The 20,025-nt window shown below is 50.1% G+C and carries 13 protein-coding genes and 2 riboswitches; of the genes, 6 read left to right on the top strand and 7 right to left on the bottom strand.

Going from position 1 to position 20,025, the window contains the following annotated elements; genetic code table 11:
- Window positions 1-20: 20 nt before the first annotated feature.
- From H8K29_RS16305 to H8K29_RS16295, 3 genes are read left to right on the top strand one after another with little or no spacing between them, the layout of a single operon-like run.
- A complete protein-coding gene (locus H8K29_RS16305) occupies window positions 21-1,367 on the top strand; it encodes an ATP-binding protein (RefSeq protein WP_186898443.1) in 1,347 nt (448 codons plus the stop codon).
- Window positions 1,364-4,804, top strand: coding sequence for a hypothetical protein (locus H8K29_RS16300; RefSeq protein ID WP_186898442.1), 3,441 nt, complete (start codon window positions 1,364-1,366; stop codon window positions 4,802-4,804). Before H8K29_RS16305 ends, H8K29_RS16300 begins: the two co-directional genes overlap by 4 nt.
- Before the next feature lie 42 nt (window positions 4,805-4,846).
- Window positions 4,847-5,443 carry a trans-aconitate 2-methyltransferase gene (locus H8K29_RS16295; RefSeq protein WP_186898441.1) on the top strand — a complete coding sequence of 199 codons (597 nt, stop codon included), beginning with the start codon at window positions 4,847-4,849 and terminating at the stop codon, window positions 5,441-5,443.
- A 128-nt stretch (window positions 5,444-5,571) separates the two neighbouring features.
- Here the strand turns inward: H8K29_RS16295 and gcvP are convergent, their stop codons facing one another.
- From gcvP to H8K29_RS16275, 4 genes are all read right to left on the bottom strand, one after another.
- The gene (gene gcvP / locus H8K29_RS16290; protein ID WP_186898511.1) at window positions 5,572-8,451 is read right to left on the bottom strand and encodes an aminomethyl-transferring glycine dehydrogenase; all 2,880 of its coding nucleotides are present in this window, start codon (window positions 8,449-8,451) and stop codon (window positions 5,572-5,574) included.
- Window positions 8,452-8,539: 88 nt separating this feature from the next.
- Window positions 8,540-8,917, bottom strand: coding sequence for a glycine cleavage system protein GcvH (gene gcvH / locus H8K29_RS16285; RefSeq protein WP_186883752.1), 378 nt, complete (start codon window positions 8,915-8,917; stop codon window positions 8,540-8,542).
- A gap of 131 nt (window positions 8,918-9,048) precedes the next feature.
- Window positions 9,049-10,179 carry a glycine cleavage system aminomethyltransferase GcvT gene (gene gcvT, locus H8K29_RS16280; RefSeq protein WP_186898440.1) on the bottom strand — a complete coding sequence of 377 codons (1,131 nt, stop codon included), beginning with the start codon at window positions 10,177-10,179 and terminating at the stop codon, window positions 9,049-9,051.
- Between the two features lie 75 nt (window positions 10,180-10,254).
- Window positions 10,255-10,393, bottom strand: a riboswitch (glycine riboswitch).
- A gap of 9 nt (window positions 10,394-10,402) precedes the next feature.
- Window positions 10,403-10,510, bottom strand: a riboswitch (glycine riboswitch).
- Between the two features lie 295 nt (window positions 10,511-10,805).
- On the bottom strand, window positions 10,806-12,206 hold the full coding sequence (locus tag H8K29_RS16275; RefSeq protein WP_186898439.1) for a DUF2799 domain-containing protein: 1,401 nt from the start codon (window positions 12,204-12,206) through the stop codon (window positions 10,806-10,808).
- A gap of 257 nt (window positions 12,207-12,463) precedes the next feature.
- Between H8K29_RS16275 and H8K29_RS16270 the strand changes: the two genes are divergently transcribed.
- Window positions 12,464-14,266, top strand: coding sequence for an ABC transporter transmembrane domain-containing protein (locus H8K29_RS16270; RefSeq protein WP_186898438.1), 1,803 nt, complete (start codon window positions 12,464-12,466; stop codon window positions 14,264-14,266).
- Between the two features lie 87 nt (window positions 14,267-14,353).
- Window positions 14,354-14,728 carry a VOC family protein gene (locus tag H8K29_RS16265; protein WP_186898437.1) on the top strand — a complete coding sequence of 125 codons (375 nt, stop codon included), beginning with the start codon at window positions 14,354-14,356 and terminating at the stop codon, window positions 14,726-14,728.
- A 95-nt stretch (window positions 14,729-14,823) separates the two neighbouring features.
- On the opposite strand, the gene H8K29_RS16260 is transcribed toward H8K29_RS16265, so the two are convergent.
- A complete protein-coding gene (locus tag H8K29_RS16260) occupies window positions 14,824-16,509 on the bottom strand; it encodes an amidohydrolase (protein WP_186898436.1) in 1,686 nt (561 codons plus the stop codon).
- Window positions 16,510-16,845: 336 nt separating this feature from the next.
- Between H8K29_RS16260 and H8K29_RS16255 the strand changes: the two genes are divergently transcribed.
- Window positions 16,846-18,375, top strand: coding sequence for a transglycosylase SLT domain-containing protein (locus H8K29_RS16255; RefSeq protein ID WP_186898435.1), 1,530 nt, complete (start codon window positions 16,846-16,848; stop codon window positions 18,373-18,375).
- 107 nt (window positions 18,376-18,482) lie between these two features.
- Here the strand turns inward: H8K29_RS16255 and H8K29_RS16250 are convergent, their stop codons facing one another.
- Both H8K29_RS16250 and H8K29_RS18075 read right to left on the bottom strand, forming a co-directional pair.
- Window positions 18,483-19,730 (bottom strand): hypothetical protein, encoded by a 1,248-nt coding sequence (locus tag H8K29_RS16250; protein WP_186898434.1) that lies wholly within the window; start codon window positions 19,728-19,730, stop codon window positions 18,483-18,485.
- 166 nt (window positions 19,731-19,896) lie between these two features.
- Window positions 19,897-20,025 (bottom strand): ExbD/TolR family protein (locus H8K29_RS18075; protein ID WP_370527135.1); only part of this gene is annotated, 129 nt, incomplete at its 5' end.

The raw sequence follows: 20,025 nt of genomic DNA, 5'->3' as shown, positions 1-20,025 counted from the left end.
CACTGATCATGGCTCTTATGATGATGACAAATACTATTGCCGATTGTCTGGAACAAGAAATTGCCTGGTTCAGCCGTGTCTGTGAGACCCGCATGAATGCGTATTTCCAGCAGAGCGAAAAAAAGATCGATCTGGAAGCAAGCTGTCCTGCGCCAGATATCTCGCAGTCCCCCAGCCCCTATGCGAGTCTGGTACGTGAACACAACATGAGTTTTTATGAGCGTGTCGTACTGATGCTCGCATTCATTCCTCATTTACGACCACAGGTGCTCGATATTTTTTCTATGCAGAATGCCGTATTGGGACGCCCTTATAGCGAAATTGGCGGCTGGCATGGAAAGAGTCACATTGGTTTTTTACCTACCTGCGAAACTGCTTCGTTTATTCTGGCAGGAACTGACCTTGCAAGACGTTTTGCCGTTGCCCGCCTGTTCAGAGATGAGCATTTTTTTCACAAGCATGGAATACTCAAACTGGACCAGAAAGACAGTGGCGAACCCTTCTTTAACTCTGCCCTGTCGCTCAGCAACGAATACCTGCAACGTCTGGCAGATGGAGAAATTCACAAACCTGATTTCAGCGCCAGTTTTCCAGCCAAGCTGATGCAATCGCAACTGACCTGGTCTGATCTGGTCTTAAATGCCGACGTCATGGAAGAAGTGGAAAACATCGTCACCTGGCTGCAACAGCCAACCCAGATTCTACAGACATGGGGATTAGAAAAATCGCTGAAGCCCGGTTATCGCACATTATTTTACGGCCCGCCCGGAACCGGTAAAACACTCACTGCCAGCTTAATCGGCAAAGCCGTGAATGCCGATGTTTACCGGATTGACTTGTCGATGCTGGTATCAAAGTACATCGGTGAAACTGAAAAAAATCTGGCCAGCGTTTTTGATCAGGCGCAGAACAAACGCTGGATATTGTTTTTCGACGAAGCTGACTCTCTTTTTGGAAAGCGCACACAAACGAGCAATTCGAATGACCGCCATGCGAATCAGGAAATCTCTTATCTGCTGCAACGGGTCGAAGACTTCCCCGGAGTCATCATCCTCGCAACCAATTTAAAAGCCAACATTGACGCCGCATTCTCGCGTCGTTTTCAGAGTGAAGTCTATTTCGCCATGCCGGACGCAAAACAGCGGGAGCGGCTCTGGCAAGGTCTTTTCGGAACCACAGGAAAGCTGGCACCAGATGTGAATTTCGGAGAGATTGCGGAGCGCTATGAACTTGCTGGTGGCGCATTACTGAATGTGGCTCGTTATGCTGCGATCCGGGCAGTCAGAAATCATCGGGATGTAATCATACAAGACGACCTGCTGGCGGGTATCAGCAGAGAATTGATGAAGGATGGGAAAACATTGTGAAACCGCTATTCCATATTACACAAGTAAAAGAAAATCGCCGGACAGATGCGTTTTTTCGTTTACGAATGAATCCGGGCGTAATACTGAGAAATCTCACCCTAATCACCAGTCTGCTGTTGCTGACTGCCGGTGTCAGTCACGCCCAGAGCGCATCTGCCAGCGCCCCCGTCGCGTCAGCAGAAACGCCAACTTCAAGCAAAGGCGCAGAAAACAATAAACCTGCTGAGATACAGAAAACGACAGCGGCTACAAATACACAAGTGGTAGCCGTCACGGGTTACAACCGTAATATCCGGCAAGAACACTTTAAAGGTATGAGTAAAACTAGTGTTCTACAGATGCAAAAACAACTGGGTTTGATCTACCAGGATCTGGCTGAATGGAAGCGGGACTTTGCACTCAAACAGGCCCCCTTAAGTGACGGCGTCGTCGGCCCCGTCACGCTTTCATGGCTGCAGCGATTCGGATTTAATTTCAAGGTCAATACGGAAGGTGATTATGCGAACGCCTTCGCCGACAATATTAACCGCATCGCAACTTTCGGTGAGAAACACAAAAGCGAACTGCAAATTTTAGTAAGCCCGGAATTTGAAAGCTGGGATTCATCTCAGTCAGAGAAAATCAAAGCAAAAGACTATCAGATCCGCCGCCAGGGAAATGACAGCGAACTGATAGATCTAGTTAATCGCTTTCGCGGTAGCAGAAAAACGGCGCCACGAATCGCCCAAAACAGAAACATCGATGAAAGTGCTTACTTTACTTATAGCCTGAGCCAGGCAGATCTTGAAGTTCTTGGCAGTAAAGATCAGGTAATTCAGATTCTGAGCACATTAAAGGATAAAGAATTCAATTCAACCGAAGCACTCAGGGTTGCCGTATCTCAGGCAATGGGTGGGCGCGATTATTTCATCCGGCAACTCTGGCCTTTAATCGAAAGAAATGCAGGTGTATTCGATGGCTATCTCATCAATGAAGCTGCACTGACGAAGTTAAAACAGACGAGCGAATTCCCTGCCGCCGTCATCGATGAATTGCGTTTACAGGGAACACAATACTTCAAGGAAAAGGATGATTTCGACAAGTTTCTGAAAGAAGTCAGTGAAAAAGTCATACTGCTCTCTGACGATGAACGCAATAATATTGCCGATGCAGCACTGGTGTTCGACAACGTGCACCTGACGGAACAGTCGATCAATATCATTAAAAGCGAGCTGAAAGGCAACATACAGAATACCGGCCTGCCTGCAGTCATCGTTCGAGCATTACAACAAATCAAAGATGTCAATTATCCGGAAGTAAGCCTTTTCAGGACTGCTGCGATTTCTAAAATCGCGATGAGCATCGGTGCCTGCAAGCTGAATTCGCCATCCAACAACAGCTTTGTCGGCACGCTCAGAATGAGCGATGAAGAATTTTCTCTTCTTAAAAAAGAGCTGAGCAGCTTGCAAGCACAAGCGATTGATGGAAAAAACACGATAGGAAGCAGCATCGATAACGCGTTCAGCGAGCTGGAAAAACTGCGTGCCCAGCTCAGCGTCTGCGATAGCGATACTCTGCGAAATTCCAGAGCTCTGGTGCAAAGCATTTATCAGACTTATCTGGGAGTTGCGATTGAAAACATCGCAAAAAAACGCATCCCCGACGAAATTTCTCCGATACAGATAAAAGGCAGCGACTGCGGTTGCGCTTTAGATGAATTTTCCGGAACAGTTTATGGTTTTTACCCATACTGGAACAATCAGAAAACGCCGCAGACCATCAACTTCCAGGTACTGAACCGGGTTGCTTACTATGGTTTAACGGTAGACAACGTTGGCGAACTGCATCTTGGGTCAGACAATTTTGATATAAGAAATGGCAATGCCAAAGAAAATCAGTTCTTAAATACTGCACGTCAATACAATTCAAAAGTAGATTGGGTGATACAAAAAAATGACTGGAATGGTGATTGGCGCAAACAATCCAGGGCAAACAAACAAGCTGTATTTAAAAAACTGGTGAGTAATATTGCCTTGTTATTGCATACCAGACTGACCGATACTGCTTCTAAATTAAGACCGTACACCAGTTTCGGCCTTGCAAAAACACCGACGCGAGGGGATGGCGTCACCATATATTTTCAAAACTATCCGCAAGATGCCGACGCTGCACTACTCTTCAATGAGTTTTATGCTGACCTGAGTAAAGAGTTAGCGCAGGATAAAGTCTGGCTCAATATTCTGGTATCACAAGACACCTTTACCAATAGTCAGGAAAATAAACGCAGCGCTTTAAGCCTGTCCAATCTGGTGAACTTGCAGAAAAAGGCGGATCTGCAATTAAGCGGTTCCGGCGGTAATAAACCTGTCGTCGAGGAATACATCCTGGTTTTGTTAGAAGAACCCAGTTCCGATGCAAAGAAACGTCTACAAGGTGATATCGAAAATGAAGCGGGCTTACATGGGGAAAGACGTGCGAGGTTTTTACGTCGGGTGATTCCGGTTGTGCAGTTTGACAATCACAACTGGCAGCAACTGGAAGACGATATCGTGTATGCAAGCGATAATTTTGGCGGAATTGGTTTCTGGGCACCTGATTTCAATAATCTGGCAACGCCCATCACTGATATGACGCAGTCATGCAATAACGGTAAAAGCATCGCTTTGTGCGTGTTGAAAAATATCCGTGAACAAGATCAGGTAGAAAACCAACCTTCCGTTATCGAAAAATTCACCTGCGTCTATCGCGGCTATCTGCAATTAATGCTGACACTGCTGGTGTTACTGGCAATTACTTTAGCCATACTCTATTTCAAGTATTGTGAAGTACAGAATCTGGTGAAGAAATACTTTTTATGGGTATTAGCGCTGATGCTGATTCCCATCTTCCTGCTTTTTACTTTACTGCTTTTCTATGATCCCTATATGGTCAATTTATCGAAAGGAAAATTGCCGTTCATTATTTCCTTGCTGATTATTATCTCTGGCATTTTCTTTGGTTATCTTTATCTGCGTTCCAAACGTGACGTGCCATTACGACAAAATGCCCTGCCACAGCGCCAAGGACTAGGATTTCCTATCATTATGTGGTCACTGCAGGACGATGATAAAGGGTTCCGCTGGGTTATCAGGAATCAGGGAACTGGCTATGCCATCATCAAGAAAGTCGAAATACTGCTGGATGGACAGGCAATTGCCGATGCCAAGACTGCACTGGAAGCGGTGTTAGGCCCAGATAATAATCTGCAATGGAACAGCATGCCCCTGATCGGACAGAAAATCATGCCCGGTGAGACCGTGATTGGTCTGGCTATCAGCGACCCCGAAGCAGCGACCGCCTTTGATGTGAAATTACAGGCGCACCAGTTAAAGGTGAACATCACCTACTGCTCGGCCAATAACGAGCACTGGCTCAGCAATGGAAAAGAAATATCATCACTGACCACAGGAGGCTACTGAAATGAAATCAGACTACTTTTCTGACCACCTGAGCTTCGTAATATGCACCTCATAGAAAAAGCCACGGTGCAGGCATTTCACCGCAGCAGGTTGAACGGCAGCACCATACAGGCGCTTGGGTATCGTAGTCAGGAAAGCCAGACCCGGCGCTTTCAGGTCTTACTGCAACTGGGGGATTTTTCGCACTGTTCGGTATTAGATTTAGGCTGCGGCTTTGGTGATCTGAAAGCATTTCTAGATCAGCATTACAAAGATTTTGTATACCTCGGCGTCGATTTTTTAAAAGAGTTCATCGACGGTGCTCAGTTGCATTACGGCGAATTAGCCAATACCCAATTTTTTCAGGCAGACTTTCTGACAGTAGGCTTACCCGAGGTAGATATCGTTATCGCCTCAGGCAGTCTGAACTATCGCTCTGAGAACGCCCTGCATCCGTGGCAAAGCATCAGCCGTATGTGGGAAGCCGCAAACAAGGGCGTAGTGTTTAATTTACTTGATGCGGCACAGTTTGAAAGCGATGAAGTTTTACGCGCTTACGATCAGAATGAAGTTCTGAATTTCTGTCGTCAGCTGGACCCGGCTACTGAGATTATTTCAGGTTATTTGCCGGATGATTTTACGGTGCTGATGCGAAAGTAGGAAACAAAACCCCATCACGAGATTTTTATCTGAAAATAATTTGAGTAAAAATTTCTGCTACTCGGTAACACAAATAAAAAAAGGCTGATGCACACACCAGCCTTTTTTACTTATGGACTCAATACAGATTACTGATAATCCGACAGCGGTACGCAAGAGCAGAACAGATTACGGTCACCATACACATTATCGGCACGACCGACCGGCGCCCAGTATTTCTGATGACGCAGGCTGGCCACCGGATAAGCCGCGACTTCACGGCTGTACGCATGATTCCATTCCGCAGACAGCAAGGTTTGGATGGTATGCGGCGCGTGTTTCAGCGGATTATCTTTCGCATCAAACTCACCACTAGCCACTTTCGCGATTTCTTCACGAATCGTGATCATCGCATCGATGAAGCGATCCAGTTCTGCCAGCGATTCACTTTCTGTTGGTTCTATCATCAACGTGCCAGGAACCGGGAAGCTCATGGTCGGCGCATGGAAGCCAAAGTCGATCAGACGCTTTGCCACGTCTTCATTCGAAATGCCTGTTGCATCGGTCAATGGGCGCAGATCGAGAATACATTCATGCGCCACCAGCCCATCATGACCTGCATACAGCACAGGGTAATGCGGTGCCAGGCGCTTGGCGATGTAATTCGCCGCCAGGATTGCTGTTTCGGTAGCCGCCTTCAAGCCCTCGGCACCCATCATGGCGATGTACATCCATGAGATCGGCAAAATCGATGCAGAGCCAAACGCAGCGGCGCTGACAGCAGAGATGCCCTGTTCACCACGCACATAGCCGGTCGATGTCTGATTCGGCAGGAATTGCGCCAGATGCGCACCGACCGCAACAGGGCCAACACCAGGTCCGCCGCCGCCATGTGGAATACAGAATGTCTTATGCAGATTCAGATGGCTGACGTCACCACCGAATTTGCCTGGTGCCGCCACGCCGACCAGCGCATTCATGTTCGCACCATCGACATACACCTGACCACCATGCTGATGAACGATCTCGCATAATTGCTGGATGCCTTCTTCAAACACACCGTGGGTGGATGGATAAGTCACCATCACCGCAGCCAGATTGGCGCTATGTTTTTCTGCTTTCGCCTGCAAATCTGCCAGATCAACATTGCCGCGCTCATCACATGCCACGACAACAACTTCCATACCTGCCATTGCAGCGGACGCCGGGTTGGTACCATGTGCCGACGAAGGAATCAGGCAGATATTGCGGTGATGATCGCCACGCGATTCATGGTATTTTTTGATGACCAGCAAACCTGCATACTCGCCTTGCGAACCGGCATTCGGTTGCAGGGAAACCGCGGCGTAACCCGTTGCTGCACACAACATCGCTTCTAACTGAGCTATCATTTCGCGATAACCAACGGTCTGATCATCCGGTGCAAACGGATGGATATTGGAAAACTCAGGCCAGGTCACAGGAATCATTTCAGATGTCGCATTCAGCTTCATCGTGCATGAACCCAGCGGTATCATGCTGCGATCCAGCGCCAGATCTTTATCGGCCAGACTGCGCAGATAACGCAGCATTTCGTGCTCTGCATGATAGCGACTGAAAGTAGGATGCGTCAGGAACGCGCTGCTGCGCACCAGTGTTGACGGTACGGTTTCTGTCGCAGCAGTTTCGAGCGCGGCAAAATCCGGCACATTTTTACCTTGCGCCAGCACCGTCAGCAAACTGACGATGTCTTCACGCACCACGGTTTCATCGAGCGAAACGCCGACTTGCGTCGCGCTGATCTGACGCAAATTAATACCAGCCGCCGTTGCTGCCGCATGCACCGCACCCGCATCGCTCACATTAATTGTCAGCGTATCGAAGTAAGTGCTGTTCGCCAGACTCAAACCAAGTTGCTGCACGCCTGCCGCCAGAATTGCCGTGAAACGCTGTACGCGCTGGGCGATACGGCGCAAACCGTCTGGGCCGTGATACACCGCATACATCGACGCCATCACCGCCAGCAAGACCTGTGCTGTACAGATATTGGATGTCGCTTTTTCGCGGCGGATATGTTGTTCGCGTGTTTGCAATGCCAGACGATACGCTTGCTGACCTTGCGCATCCACGGTCACACCAACCAGACGACCCGGCATGCTGCGCTTGAACGCATCACGTGTCGACATGTAACCTGCATGGGGGCCACCAAAACCCAGCGGCACACCAAAACGCTGGCTGTTACCGACAACCACATCAGCACCCCACTCGCCCGGCGGCGTGATCAAGGTCAGCGCCAGCAAGTCAGCGGCAGCAATCACCATGCCGCCTTTTGCATGGATCGCGGCGGCGTATTCACGGTAATCGCGCACATCGCCATTCACTCCAGGATATTGCAGCAGAACGCCGAAACACTCGTTTTCTATTGCTTCCGTACCGTTACAAATACGGACTTCTATGCCCAGCGGCTTTGCCCGGGTGTGAATAATTTCCAGGGTTTGCGGCAACACGTCTGCGGCTACATAAAACACATTGGAATTGGATTTGCCGACACGTTGAATCAGCGTCATCGCTTCAGCAGCGGCAGTACCTTCATCCAGCATGGAAGCATTGGCGATATCCATGCCAGTCAGATCGGTGATCATGGTCTGGAAATTCAGCATCGCTTCCAGACGCCCCTGAGAAATTTCAGGCTGATAAGGCGTATAAGCGGTGTACCAGGCTGGATTTTCAAAGATGTTACGCAGAATCACGCCCGGTGTATGCGTGTTGTAATAGCCTTGTCCAATGAAAGACTTGAGCACTTTATTTTTACCGGCAAGCGCTTTCAATTGCGCCAGCGCAGCCTGCTCCGTTTTCGGTTCAGTGAAGTCAGCCAGCGGCAAGACATCGTGACGACGGATGTTGGCAGGCACAATCGCATCAATCAGCGCGGTACGGTCAGCATAGCCAAGCACTGCCAGCATCTTCGCTTGTTCAGCGTCAGACGGGGCAATATGGCGGGAAATGAAAGCGTCAGTGGCTTCCAGTTGAGACAATGAGGGACGGGTCATGGTAGATGAACGACAGGAAGTATTCTGGGGAAATCCACCTGCACTGACATCGTTGCCAGCGCAGATCAGGATCATATTTGCGTCAGGATCAGCCGATATTTTTAGCGTACGCTTCAGCGCTCAGCAAAGCGTCAACGTCTGCTGCATTCGCTGGTTTCAGTTTGAACAGCCATGCACCGAATGCATCTGTATTCACGGATTCAGGCGCATCAGCCAATGCTTCGTTCACGCCAACCACTTCACCGCTGACTGGTGAATAAATATCGCCAGCTGCTTTGACGGATTCAACCACAGCACATTCTTTACCCGCGGTCTGCGTTGAGCCAACTTTTGGCAATTCCACGTACACGATATCGCCCAATGCATCTTGCGCGAAGTCTGTGATGCCGACTGTCAGCGTGCCATCGGCTTCAACGCGTACCCATTCGTGAGAGGAAGTGTATTTCAGATCTGCTGGTACATTCATGGTGGACTCCGGAGTGTTAATTATTCAAAAAGGAAAATACTAAAAATAATGCTTAAAATAATGCTTAAATTTTTTGCGGCGACATTTTTCGGCTGCCAGATTACCGGCAGCCGTTTGCTGCGTACTGAAAATCAGACAGCGAGAATTTTACCGTTGCGTACAAACGGTAATTTCACCACCGTTGCCGCGAGTTGTTTATCGCGGATCACCACATGCACAGTGTCACCGATGGCAACACCCATAGGCAAACGCGCCAGCGCAATCGCTTGTTGCATGGTCGGGCTGAAAGTACCGCTGGTGATTTCGCCGTTGCCCTGGGCCGTCACAACTTGTTGATGTGCGCGCAGGATGCCGCCTTTTTCACGCAGAATCAGACCGAGGAACTGCGCTTTCTGACCTTGTTCCAGCAAAGCTTGCTTACCGGTGAAATCACGTTCACTAACCAGATCGATCGTCCATGCGAGACCGGCATCGAGTGGATTGATGGATTCATCCATATCCTGACCGTAGAGATTCATCCCGGCTTCCAGACGCAAGGTATCGCGCGCACCCAGACCTGCAGGTTTGACGCCGACTGCAGCCAGCGCATTCCACAAATCATTCACGCGGTCTGCCGCCACCGCAATTTCAAAACCGTCTTCGCCGGTATAACCAGTGCGCGCCACCATGACTTCACCGTATGCAGTGCCTTCAACGATGACGGCATTGAATGGTTTGATATCGGCGCTGGCGGCTTTGGTTTCCGGCAGCACTTCCCATGCTTTGGCACGCGCATTCGGGCCTTGTACTGCGACCAGTGCAAACGCATTCGCGCCATCGCGACGCTGAGTGATAGTGATGCCGCTGTTTGTCGCAGCGTTGCGGGCATTCATCCATGCCACATCTTTTTCTGCTGTGCCAGCATTGACGACGAGGCGGAACCAGTTTTCACTGAAGAAGTAAATGATCAGATCGTCGATCACCGTGCCTTCTGGTTTCAGCATGCAGGAATACAGCGCTTTGCCCGGCACTTGCAATTTATCGACGTTATTGGCAACCAGACCGCGCAGGAAAGAACGCACATTCTCGCCACGCAGGTCGACCACGCACATGTGCGACACATCGAACATACCGCAATCAGTACGTACCGCATGATGTTCTTCGATTTGGGAACCATAGTTGACAGGCATATCCCAGCCGCCGAAATCAACCATTTTTGCGCCAGCCGCACGATGGGCTGCATTGAGAGGAGTTACTTTGAGTGATGTCGCTGCTTGCGTCATGAATGCCTCGTTACCAGATTAGAAGGGACGAACAAACGCACGCTGACGAACATAGCTCGCCGCATGCGAAAAATCGCATACCCCTCTGTCCTGATACCTGAGAGATTACGAGTGCAAAATCATTTGCAGTCTCGTGCGCACCTTCGGTGGGTAGTACGGCGAATATTTATAAAAATAAACATATCTGCCGCTACCGCTCTCCAGAGTGTGAGGCATCTGCATGCCCCGCTGACCGGTCCTTTTGCCTGAGAGTTTTTGGGTTGTAGCCCCTTCGGCGGCTGTGCATGCGATCAATCAGATCAATGTCACGGCGCTCTCCCGATCAAGTCGCACGATTATATAAGGCTTAGATCGGCTTGGATAGGTTTGCCGCCAGCGGAAGCCAATTATTTCGGCGAAACGAGACAAACGTCTCATCACAGGCAGGTGATGTCGGAAATGCTTGCAGAGGCCGTTTTGGAGCAAAAATATACTCCCCCCCAGTATATTTTGAAGCCCTTTGTTTATAAGGACATGAGGGCAAAAACATCAAATAATGGGGGGAGTATATGAAAATTCAGGCAAAAATAGCGCGGAGTAGCCATTACGCAGCAATCTGGCAGTTGCACAACACGGTGTCAGCCCGATCAAAACCGCAGATCCCGTTTTATTTGCTGTAATTGCTGTTCATAGCGAGATTCGCGGCTGCGCATATCGTCGATACGGCGGCGCAACGATTGCAACTGGTCGCGCAGCTCGTTGCGGTCACGCTCATTTCTGCGGTCGACATTCACGTTGTCCTGATTATTCGGGCGATTCTTGTCGTCCTGATTGCGACGTATTTCTGCTTCGAGACGATTCAGCCTTTGCTCGGCGTCTCGGTATTTATCCTGTTGCTCACCGATTTCGCGATGCAAAGATCGGGAACGGTGGCTGATATCTTCATAATCGCGCCCGCTCATCTGCGCTTGCTGCAGACGGAACTGTAAAGATACCGGACACACTTCGATCGCCATGCGCTGATTCTGGCGCGCCCAGTTAAACGCGTTATCGACCGTACAGTAAGCGGCATTCTGGCGATTCCACGCTTGCGTGTAGATGTCACGCGTCTGCGGAATAACGAACACCTGATCGTTGCGCGCATTGTTCATGCGTTGTTCAAGCTGGAAAGGCTGGCCGTAACCATCTGCGGTTCCCACCTCTTCCCAGTATTGCATCAGCCGACGCTGCCACTGCTGCTGATATTCTGCTTCCATGATTTTCAAACCACGGCGGCGGGCATCGTCGCGGCGCAGTTGAATATCGCGTCCGCTGACGGCATCATTCCAGCCCAATTGCTTCCAGTATTCAACGATCTCGCGATTCCAGCCATTGTGATACGCATCCTCACGCACAAGCAGTTCACGACTTTTCGCCGCTGCAGCATGGCTTGTCAATGTCGAATCGGGTATACCTACGTGGGCGTCCTGATATCCGAGGTTTTCCCAATAGCTGTAATTACCTTCGTTCCAGCCTTGACGATAAGCATCGGCACGAAAGCCTGCGCTGCCAGGGTTCGTCGCATGCACCTTTTCTTCGCTGGCATTGCGCCCGGCCTTACCATCGTTCATACCGGTGTTAAACCAGTAGTCATTGATGCCCTGCTGCCATCCCTGTTCGTAAGAAGGCTGATTCAGGGGCGTGTGCAGATCGCGAATACGCGCAGAAGTGCTTTGCACCAGATATTGCGTCATCGGAAAAGCTTTGCGACCATCGTCCCGTCCGAGTTGATACCAGAATTGCTGATTCCCGGCCACCCAGCCAGTTTCATATAAACCGGCCGATTCGGTGCGAATTTTATCGGCATCGACCGAGACGCAAAAACGCCGACGCTCTTCAAAATTTCTGTCCAGTCCATCCTTACCATCTTTATTGCCTATCAGTTGCCAGTCGCCGCTGCGACAGTCATTCATACGATTGATGGTGCTCTGACAAGCGCTCAGTAACAGCACGCCTGTCATGGCGCAGCAAGTCAGTAATGTACGTAATCCATAATCAGAAAGGCGCATGATGAAAAAGAGAGAAGTCCGGAAGAACTGCTACAACGGCTGCCACTGCAACATTGTTGACAGCAAGATAAAACAAACACGCGTACCTCACCCGCCGAAAGCGCAAAGCATATTCAAAACATAATCGCCAGCATAGACCGCAGCAGCCTGTTACATTTCTATACCAGCTTCCTCATTCCAAGCGCTTGATTTCCTGCTGAAGGTCTTCATGTAGCTGTTTCGCTATTTCACATACATTCAAACGGTCGATATCCACTATGAGCACTGACATCCCCAAGGAACGCAGCAGCCTGAGCACACTCAAAGGTTTGCTCCCTTTCCTGCTCCCCTATCGCCGCCAGTTCATTCTTGCCGGTATCGCTTTACTGGTCGCGGCCTGTGCGACGCTGGCGATTCCAGCAGCATTCCGGCAAATGATCGATCTGGGCTTTGCTCACAACGGGCAGCGCAACATTCAACATGTGGATCTGACGTTCCTCGCGCTGTTTGCTGTTGCCTGCGTTCTTGGCATCGCGACGGCCGCCCGCTTTTACATGGTGTCGTGGCTGGGTGAACGTGTCACCGCCGATATCCGCAATGCAGTGTATTCGCATGTGGTTACGCAGAGCCCACAGTTTTTTGAAACCACACAAACCGGCGAAGTGCTGTCGCGCCTGACCACCGACACCACGCTGATACAAACAGTGGTCGGCACCAGCATTTCGATGGCACTGCGCAATGTCTTGCTGTTTATCGGCGGTCTGGTGATGCTGTTTATCACCAGCATCAAACTCTCGTCCATCATCATCGTGATGCTGGCACTGGTGGTGTTGCCGATCATTTTGTTTGGTCGCCGTGTGCGCAAGCTGTCGCGTGATTCACAAGACAAAATCGCTGATGCGTCTGCGATTGCCGGTGAAATTCTGAATGCGATGCCGACGGTACAAGCATTTACTCACGAAACCATCGAAGCACAACGCTTTGCACATTCCGTGGAAAACGCATTCGGCACCGCCATGCGCCGCATACGCGCACGCTCGCTGCTGACCATGATGGCGATCTTGCTGGTGTTCGGCGCCATCGTCTTCGTGCTGTGGCTGGGTGCCCGTGCGGTCATGGACGGCACGATGAGCGGCGGCGAACTCGGACAATTCATCCTGTATGCCTCCATCGTCGCCGGTGCCCTCGGCGCTTTATCGGAAGTCATGGGCGATGCGCAACGCGCTGCCGGTGCAACTGAACGCTTGCTGGAATTAATGGAAGTGCAGTCACCAATACAAAATCCAGCACGTCCGCTGCAGTTGCCGCAACGTACGGTGAAGCAAGCGGGCGGCGCCAGTTTATCGATACGCGACATCCGCTTTCATTATCCATCGCGCCCGGATACCGCCTCTATTGCCGGTGTCACGCTGGATATTCCCGCCGGACAAACAATCGCTGTCGTCGGTTCTTCCGGCTCAGGGAAAACTACCTTATTTCAATTGCTGCTGCGCTTTTATGATCCGCAAAGCGGAGAAATTCAACTCGATGGGGCAAACATCCGCGATCTCGATTTACACACACTGCGCAATGCAATTGGCGTCGTGCCGCAAGAGACCATCATCTTTTCGGCCAATGCGATGGACAACATTCGCTACGGCCGCGCAGATGCCAGCGACGCCGAAGTGATCGCCGCCGCAAAAATGGCGGCAGCCCATGAATTCATAGAAAAGCTGCCGGAAGGCTATCAATCATTTCTCGGTGAACGTGGCGTGCGCCTGTCGGGCGGCCAACGGCAGCGGATTGCGATCGCCCGCGCCTTACTGAAAAATCCGCCATTGCTGTTACTCGATGAAGCCACCAGCGCACTGGATGCTGAATCAGAACGTCTGGTGCAAGGTGCACTGGAAGTCGCGATGCAAGACCGCACCACGCTGATTATTGCGCACCGCCTGGCAACGGTGCAGCGGGCCGATAAAATCATCGTGATGGAACATGGTCGTATCGTTGAAACCGGCACCCATGCCAGTCTGGTTGCGCAAGGTGGTGTCTATGCAAAACTGGCTGCATTGCAATTTAATCTGGCGTCAGAACATGCCTGAGCCAACAATTCTGTATTTTTACTGGCACAATAATGATGCAATAAAAACATGCGCAACTGCGCCTGACATGACACCAAAGGAGAACATATGATCGGCTACATCACACTGGGAACAAACGACTTTGAACGCGCAGCTCATTTCTACGACAATTTGCTGGCGGTAATCGGCGCCAAACGCGCGATGGAATCAGCAGAATTTATCGCCTGGGGCAATAGCCCGAATCAGGCCAGACTGAGCATTATCAAACCCTACAACGGGCAAGCAGCAACGGTCGGCAATGGTGTGATGGTTGCGCTGATCGTCGATTCAAAAGAAAAAGTGGATGCGGTCTACAACAAAGCCATTGAACTCGGCGGCAAAGATGAAGGCGCTGCGGGGCCGCGCGGAGACAGTGGATTTTACGCCGGATATTTCCGCGACCTCGATGGCAATAAACTGAACGTGTTTTGCATGAGTGCCTGATCAACGACGCCTGCATTCCTGCCGCATAACCCGGCGAGAATGCAGGCGCACTTATTCAACATACGATTCACATAGCAACTGATCTGACGAAGCGTTTATTTCAGAGAAGGCGCTTCATTCTGATAAACCACTTTCCCCGCAAGCCAGGTCTGCACTACCTGAATCTGATGTATCTGCTGTGCCGGAATCGTGAACATGTCACGATCTACAACGATAAAGTCTGCCCATTTTCCCTTCTCCAGACTGCCGATGATATTTTCCTGATGGGCAGCATACGCGGCATCCAGCGTGAAGCAGCGGAAAGCTTCGGTCAGCGTCATTGCCTGATCGGCATACCAGCCCTGCAAAGGTTCACCATCGCGGCTGCGGCGCGTTACTGCCGCGTGTATCCCCCAGAACGGATTGGCTGACTCGACCGGAAAATCGGAACCACAGGCAATGCGCGATCCTTGCTTTAAATAGTGGCGCCATGCATACGCGCCCTTGATGCGTTCATGCCCCACCCTTTGCTCAGCCATCGTCATGTCTGAGGTGGCATGTACAGGCTGCATAGAGGGAATAATATTGAGCGACTTAAAACGAGGAATATCCTCAACAGCAAGGACTTGCGCATGTTCTATCCTGTGCCGCGCGGCCTTCCTTTCTGTTGCAGGTAAAGCCGCAAAACCATCCAGTATCTGGCGATTGGCCGCGTCACCAATCGCATGCACATTCACCTGATAACCTTTGTCAGCCGCTTTTTTTATCATCACTGCCATGGCCGACTTCGTTTGAAACAATAAGCCCGAAGTGTCGGGCGCGTCTGAATATGGCGCCGCCAGCGCAGCTCCACGACTACCGAGCGCACCGTCCGCAAACAATTTGACGGCACGCAAAGCATAGCGATCCTGTCCGCCGCTAAGTAAAGGCCCCTCTGTGGAAATACGCTCAAAAAAATCATCGGTGCCACTGATCATGCCGTAAATACGAACACTGAGTTTGGCGTTTGCAGCGTATTCACGGAACAAACGATCAGCTTCGGCAGACACACCGGCGTCATGCACGCTGGTCAGGCCGAACTGCGCAAGTGTGAGTAAAGCTGCATCCAACGCCATACGGTTACCGGCATCGCTGGCGGGAGGGATGACCGCTTGAATCAGATCCATCGCATTGTCGATCAACATACCGGTAGGATTGCCCTGCGCATCTCTCTCTATTTTGCCGCCAACGGGATCAGGCGTATCACGGCCAATACCGGCCAGTTGCATCGCGCGACTGTTTACCCAAGCGGCATGGCCATCGACCCGGCTCAGCCAGACCGGACGGTCGCTGACAACGGCGTCAATATCGTGTGCGGTTGGAAAGCGGCCCGAATCCCAGTTAACCTGATTCCATTCACCGCCAAGTATCCATTGCTGTGACGGAAAGCGTTGTGCGTAATCGCTGATGTGCCCCTGCGCTTCAGCCAAAGTCCGCGTCTCGCGCAAACTTAACTGCGCCTGATGGTGCCCCAACGCCAGCACATGTCCGTGTGCGTCAATCAGTCCGGGCAACAAGGTTTTGCCGTGAAGATTAATACGCTGCGCCAGAGGAAATTGCCGGAGCAGATTTTTACTACGTCCGACCGCGGTGATTTTTCCACTATCATCAAAAACAATCGAATCAAAGCGGATCAATTTTTGCTGACGATTTAATGTGTAACCATTCGCATTTTCAATCATCGTATCAGCCGTGGCGTACGCTGATATCGACATCAAAACCGTCACGGCGATCAAAGACAAACCTGTTTTAATTAAAATCATAAAGAGCCAGTCGGAAAATTACAGGCTGACATTGTAGGATAAATGGCGGAATAGACATCGAGGATTCTGCATCCGTGCGCTACCTATCCGCACATCGTAAAAAGAGCTAAAAAAGAAGCACTAAAACAGTCACAAACAATTACAAAATCCGCATCTTTATCCAAGTCACATCTAACGTAGTGCCATTGAGACGCAAACTCCTCGCATCTCCTTTATGAAGCCGATTAAAATGTCAGCACAATGACATTTCCCTTGACGCACCCGCCTGCCCTTGCGTACACTCTTACGATTCTTCTATCAAAGTCGACCATGGTCGATGAGCACATCATCCCGCCTATGAAACGATTACGACACCAAACCCGCCCTCTGATTGCTTTTACGGCCTCTGCCTTACTATTCTGGGCACTTCCTAATATCAGTCACGCAGATTCATCTTCACTCGCTGTTCTGAGTAATGCACCAGAAGCCAGCATCAGCCGCAACACTTCCCCCTCTGTAGTTAATTCTCCGGCCGAAATCACGCCTTTCGTTTACACAAATCAGGAAGCCGATTTGTGGGAGCGTATACGCGCTGGTTATGCGATACCAGATCTGAGCAACAAGTTGGTAGATAATCAACTGACCTGGTACAGCACGCGAACCGACTACATTTTGCGCACGGTCCAGCGCGGATCGCGCTATCTGTATCATGTCGTTGAAGAGCTGGAAAAGCGCGGCATGCCATCTGAACTGGCGTTACTGCCATTTATCGAGTCAGCCTTTAATCCGCAGGCGATTTCAACCGCAAAAGCCAGCGGCATGTGGCAATTTATGGCCGCCACCGGAAAAGATTTCAATCTTAAACAAAACATGTTTAAGGATGACAGACGCGGCGTCCTCGACTCGACAGACGCAGCATTGAATTATCTTGAACGCCTGTACGGAATGTTCGGAGACTGGCAACTCGCTCTTGCCGCATATAACTGGGGTGAAGGCTCGGTTCAACGCGCGATCAAAAAACAGCAGGCGCTGGGCTTACCTGTGGACTTCGACAGCATGTCCGCGCTGATGCCAGCGGAAACAAGAAATTATCTACCGAAGTTACAAGCAGTCAAAAACATCATCGGCCACCCTGAGCAATTTAATATTGCACTGCCTAAGCTCGAGAATCAGCCCTACTTTGTCACCGTTGAAAAAACCAGGGATATTGATGTTCGCGTCGCTGCGCAGTTGGCAGAACTGCCAATGGATGAGTTCACCGCACTCAACCCACAATTCAACCGCCCTGTCATTACCGGCAACAGCGACACCAAGATTTTATTACCGACAGACAATGCTGCCCTGTTTAAGGAAAACCTCAGTAAGTGGCAAGGCCCGCTTTCAAGCTGGTCCACTTATACAGTAGCAAAAACTGAAAAAATTGAGTCACTCGCGCATAAACTTGGGCACAAACCGGAATTTATCCGTGAAGTGAACATGATTCCGGCAAGCATGCTGGTCAAAGCAGGCTCAACTATTCTGGTTCCAAAGTCGGAAAAAACACCCGATCAGGATATATCGCCCGAGATTGCTGACAAAGCTCAGTTAGTCATAGAAAAAGGAATCGCAACGCGCCAATTACATTATCGCGTTGGCAAAAAAGACAATCTGAATAGCATCGCCCAGCGCTACAAGGTCAGCGTTGCCGATTTAAAGAGCTGGAATAATCTGAAGCGTGATAACGTCAACGCAGGACAAAATTTGCAAATCCAGGTCCCTGTTCTCGCAAAATCCCGCCACATCACAGTTGCCTCTCACGCTAAGCCTACGCAACGCAATAAGGCTTCGGCACCGAATAGCAAAACATTGGTAGCGAATGCAAAAAGCGGTAGAAAACCTCACGGTTAATATCCGCGCTTAATGCCAATTTTCATTACCACATGATGAGTCTGAAAGTCAGGCTCAATAAAAAAAGGGTGCTCTGATCAGCACCCTTTTTAACAAGCAGAAATAAGTTACTTCTGATTCGCGTAAATTGTCCAGTAACGCGCCAGATCCGAAGTACCGTCATTGCCTTGCACGGTTTTCCAGGTTTTGATTGCATTGGCTTTTTTACCAGCCTGGAATTGCGCAATACCCAGATGCAATTTAGCGTCTTCCGGATTTTTCAGAGAACCTTTTTTGATGCCCTCTTCCATCATTGCCAGGCCCTGATCAAATTTACCGGCTGTGACACTGGCGTAACCCAGACTAACGAGACCATTTCCATCTTTGCTTTGTTTTGCTTCAGATTCTACGGCCGCTGCGCCTTTATTTGATTCATCAAGCGCCTTGGCTGCCATATCGCGCAAACGTTTATGACGCTCAGCATCATTACCAGTGCCTAAAGCACCCGCCTTGTAACCTGCTTCGATAATTTTAGTTGCCTCAGCAGGGTAACCAGCCTGAATTGCCATCAAAGACAAATCCATGAAGTCGTTTGCTTTTGTCACCTGACCCAGAGCCAGTTTCAGACGCAGCAAATCAAGTTTCAGGCGAGCAGAGTAACCCGGCTTGCGCTCGACGTTATTCAGCAAATTCACCCAATATTCTTTTTTGCCATGATATGCCACCATTTTTTCCAGCGCACTGGAGTAACCAGCCATATCTTTTTGTTTGCGCGCCGCATCAGCATAGAATTCCAGATTCGCCAGACTAGGTGTGCGTCCAGCTTTTTCATCTGCCGCCAGATCGGCGGTTACTTCCTTGAGCGCTTTAGCACTGTCACCACCCTGATTCATTGCCTGGATCAGGTAAGGACGCAAGGACTGGTCTGTACCACCATCAGCATAATAGCGGTTATACCATTGAGCAGCTTTGGAGTAATTGCCCGACTTGTAATAAGCATTTGCCAATACCTGTATCATCTGCAACTGATCTTTTGACGGCAACTTACCGGCGGCGATAATCGTTTCGGCAGCACGGATCACAGTGTCGTTATCGCCAGCAGCGGATGCAATCGACAAGCGCATACGCTCAATCGTAAAATTTTCGTTGACAGTTTTACCGCTGACACTATCAGCCTCATGAATCTTAGACAAAGCATCTTTATACTTCTTCGCCTTAAACAACTCACCTGCCGCCTGCACAATACGACCAATTTCAGGACGCATTGCTTCTTGTGCATAAGCAGTATTAGCTGCGATATTGGTTAATTCTGGTACGGCAGCAAAACCGATTGCTGCAAACATGACAGCGATACGAGAAAAGCGAAGTTGCTTCATATGTTGATCTCTCAATCAATAAATTAAATAAACTCAGAAAGGTACATATTCGTGACCTGAAAGTACACATTCTGGCAAATATGAAAAAAGGCAGGGATGCCCCTGCCGTTTTTTATAATACATCAAGAATTGACCATTGAAGTGTCCAGAGCTTGATTTATATGGATCACTTCAAGAACTGCTCATTGCCGACCATACCGATCTTGGTCACCCCAAGACGCTGGGCCGAGGCCATCACCGCGGCGACCGATTTGTACGGCACCACCGCATTCGGACGCAGATGCACTTCCGGTTG

This window comes from Undibacterium sp. CY21W (assembly GCF_014284265.1).
In the GTDB taxonomy this organism is placed as follows: Bacteria; Pseudomonadota; Gammaproteobacteria; order Burkholderiales; family Burkholderiaceae_D; genus Undibacterium; species Undibacterium aquatile.
This window is presented reverse-complemented; position numbering and strand designations above follow the sequence as displayed.

What these genes read in the sequence shown, in the direction of transcription:
- H8K29_RS16305 (WP_186898443.1), top strand. Translation starts at nt 21, where the DNA reads ATGATGACAAATACTATTGCCGATTGTCTGGAACAAGAAATTGCCTGG.
- H8K29_RS16295 (WP_186898441.1), top strand. Translation starts at nt 4,847, where the DNA reads ATGCACCTCATAGAAAAAGCCACGGTGCAGGCATTTCACCGCAGCAGG.
- gcvP (WP_186898511.1), bottom strand. Translation starts at nt 8,451, where the DNA reads ATGACCCGTCCCTCATTGTCTCAACTGGAAGCCACTGACGCTTTCATT.
- gcvH (WP_186883752.1), bottom strand. Translation starts at nt 8,917, where the DNA reads ATGAATGTACCAGCAGATCTGAAATACACTTCCTCTCACGAATGGGTA.
- gcvT (WP_186898440.1), bottom strand. Translation starts at nt 10,179, where the DNA reads ATGACGCAAGCAGCGACATCACTCAAAGTAACTCCTCTCAATGCAGCC.
- H8K29_RS16275 (WP_186898439.1), bottom strand. Translation starts at nt 12,206, where the DNA reads ATGCGCCTTTCTGATTATGGATTACGTACATTACTGACTTGCTGCGCC.
- H8K29_RS16270 (WP_186898438.1), top strand. Translation starts at nt 12,464, where the DNA reads ATGAGCACTGACATCCCCAAGGAACGCAGCAGCCTGAGCACACTCAAA.
- H8K29_RS16265 (WP_186898437.1), top strand. Translation starts at nt 14,354, where the DNA reads ATGATCGGCTACATCACACTGGGAACAAACGACTTTGAACGCGCAGCT.
- H8K29_RS16260 (WP_186898436.1), bottom strand. Translation starts at nt 16,509, where the DNA reads ATGATTTTAATTAAAACAGGTTTGTCTTTGATCGCCGTGACGGTTTTG.
- H8K29_RS16255 (WP_186898435.1), top strand. Translation starts at nt 16,846, where the DNA reads ATGAAACGATTACGACACCAAACCCGCCCTCTGATTGCTTTTACGGCC.
- H8K29_RS16250 (WP_186898434.1), bottom strand. Translation starts at nt 19,730, where the DNA reads ATGAAGCAACTTCGCTTTTCTCGTATCGCTGTCATGTTTGCAGCAATC.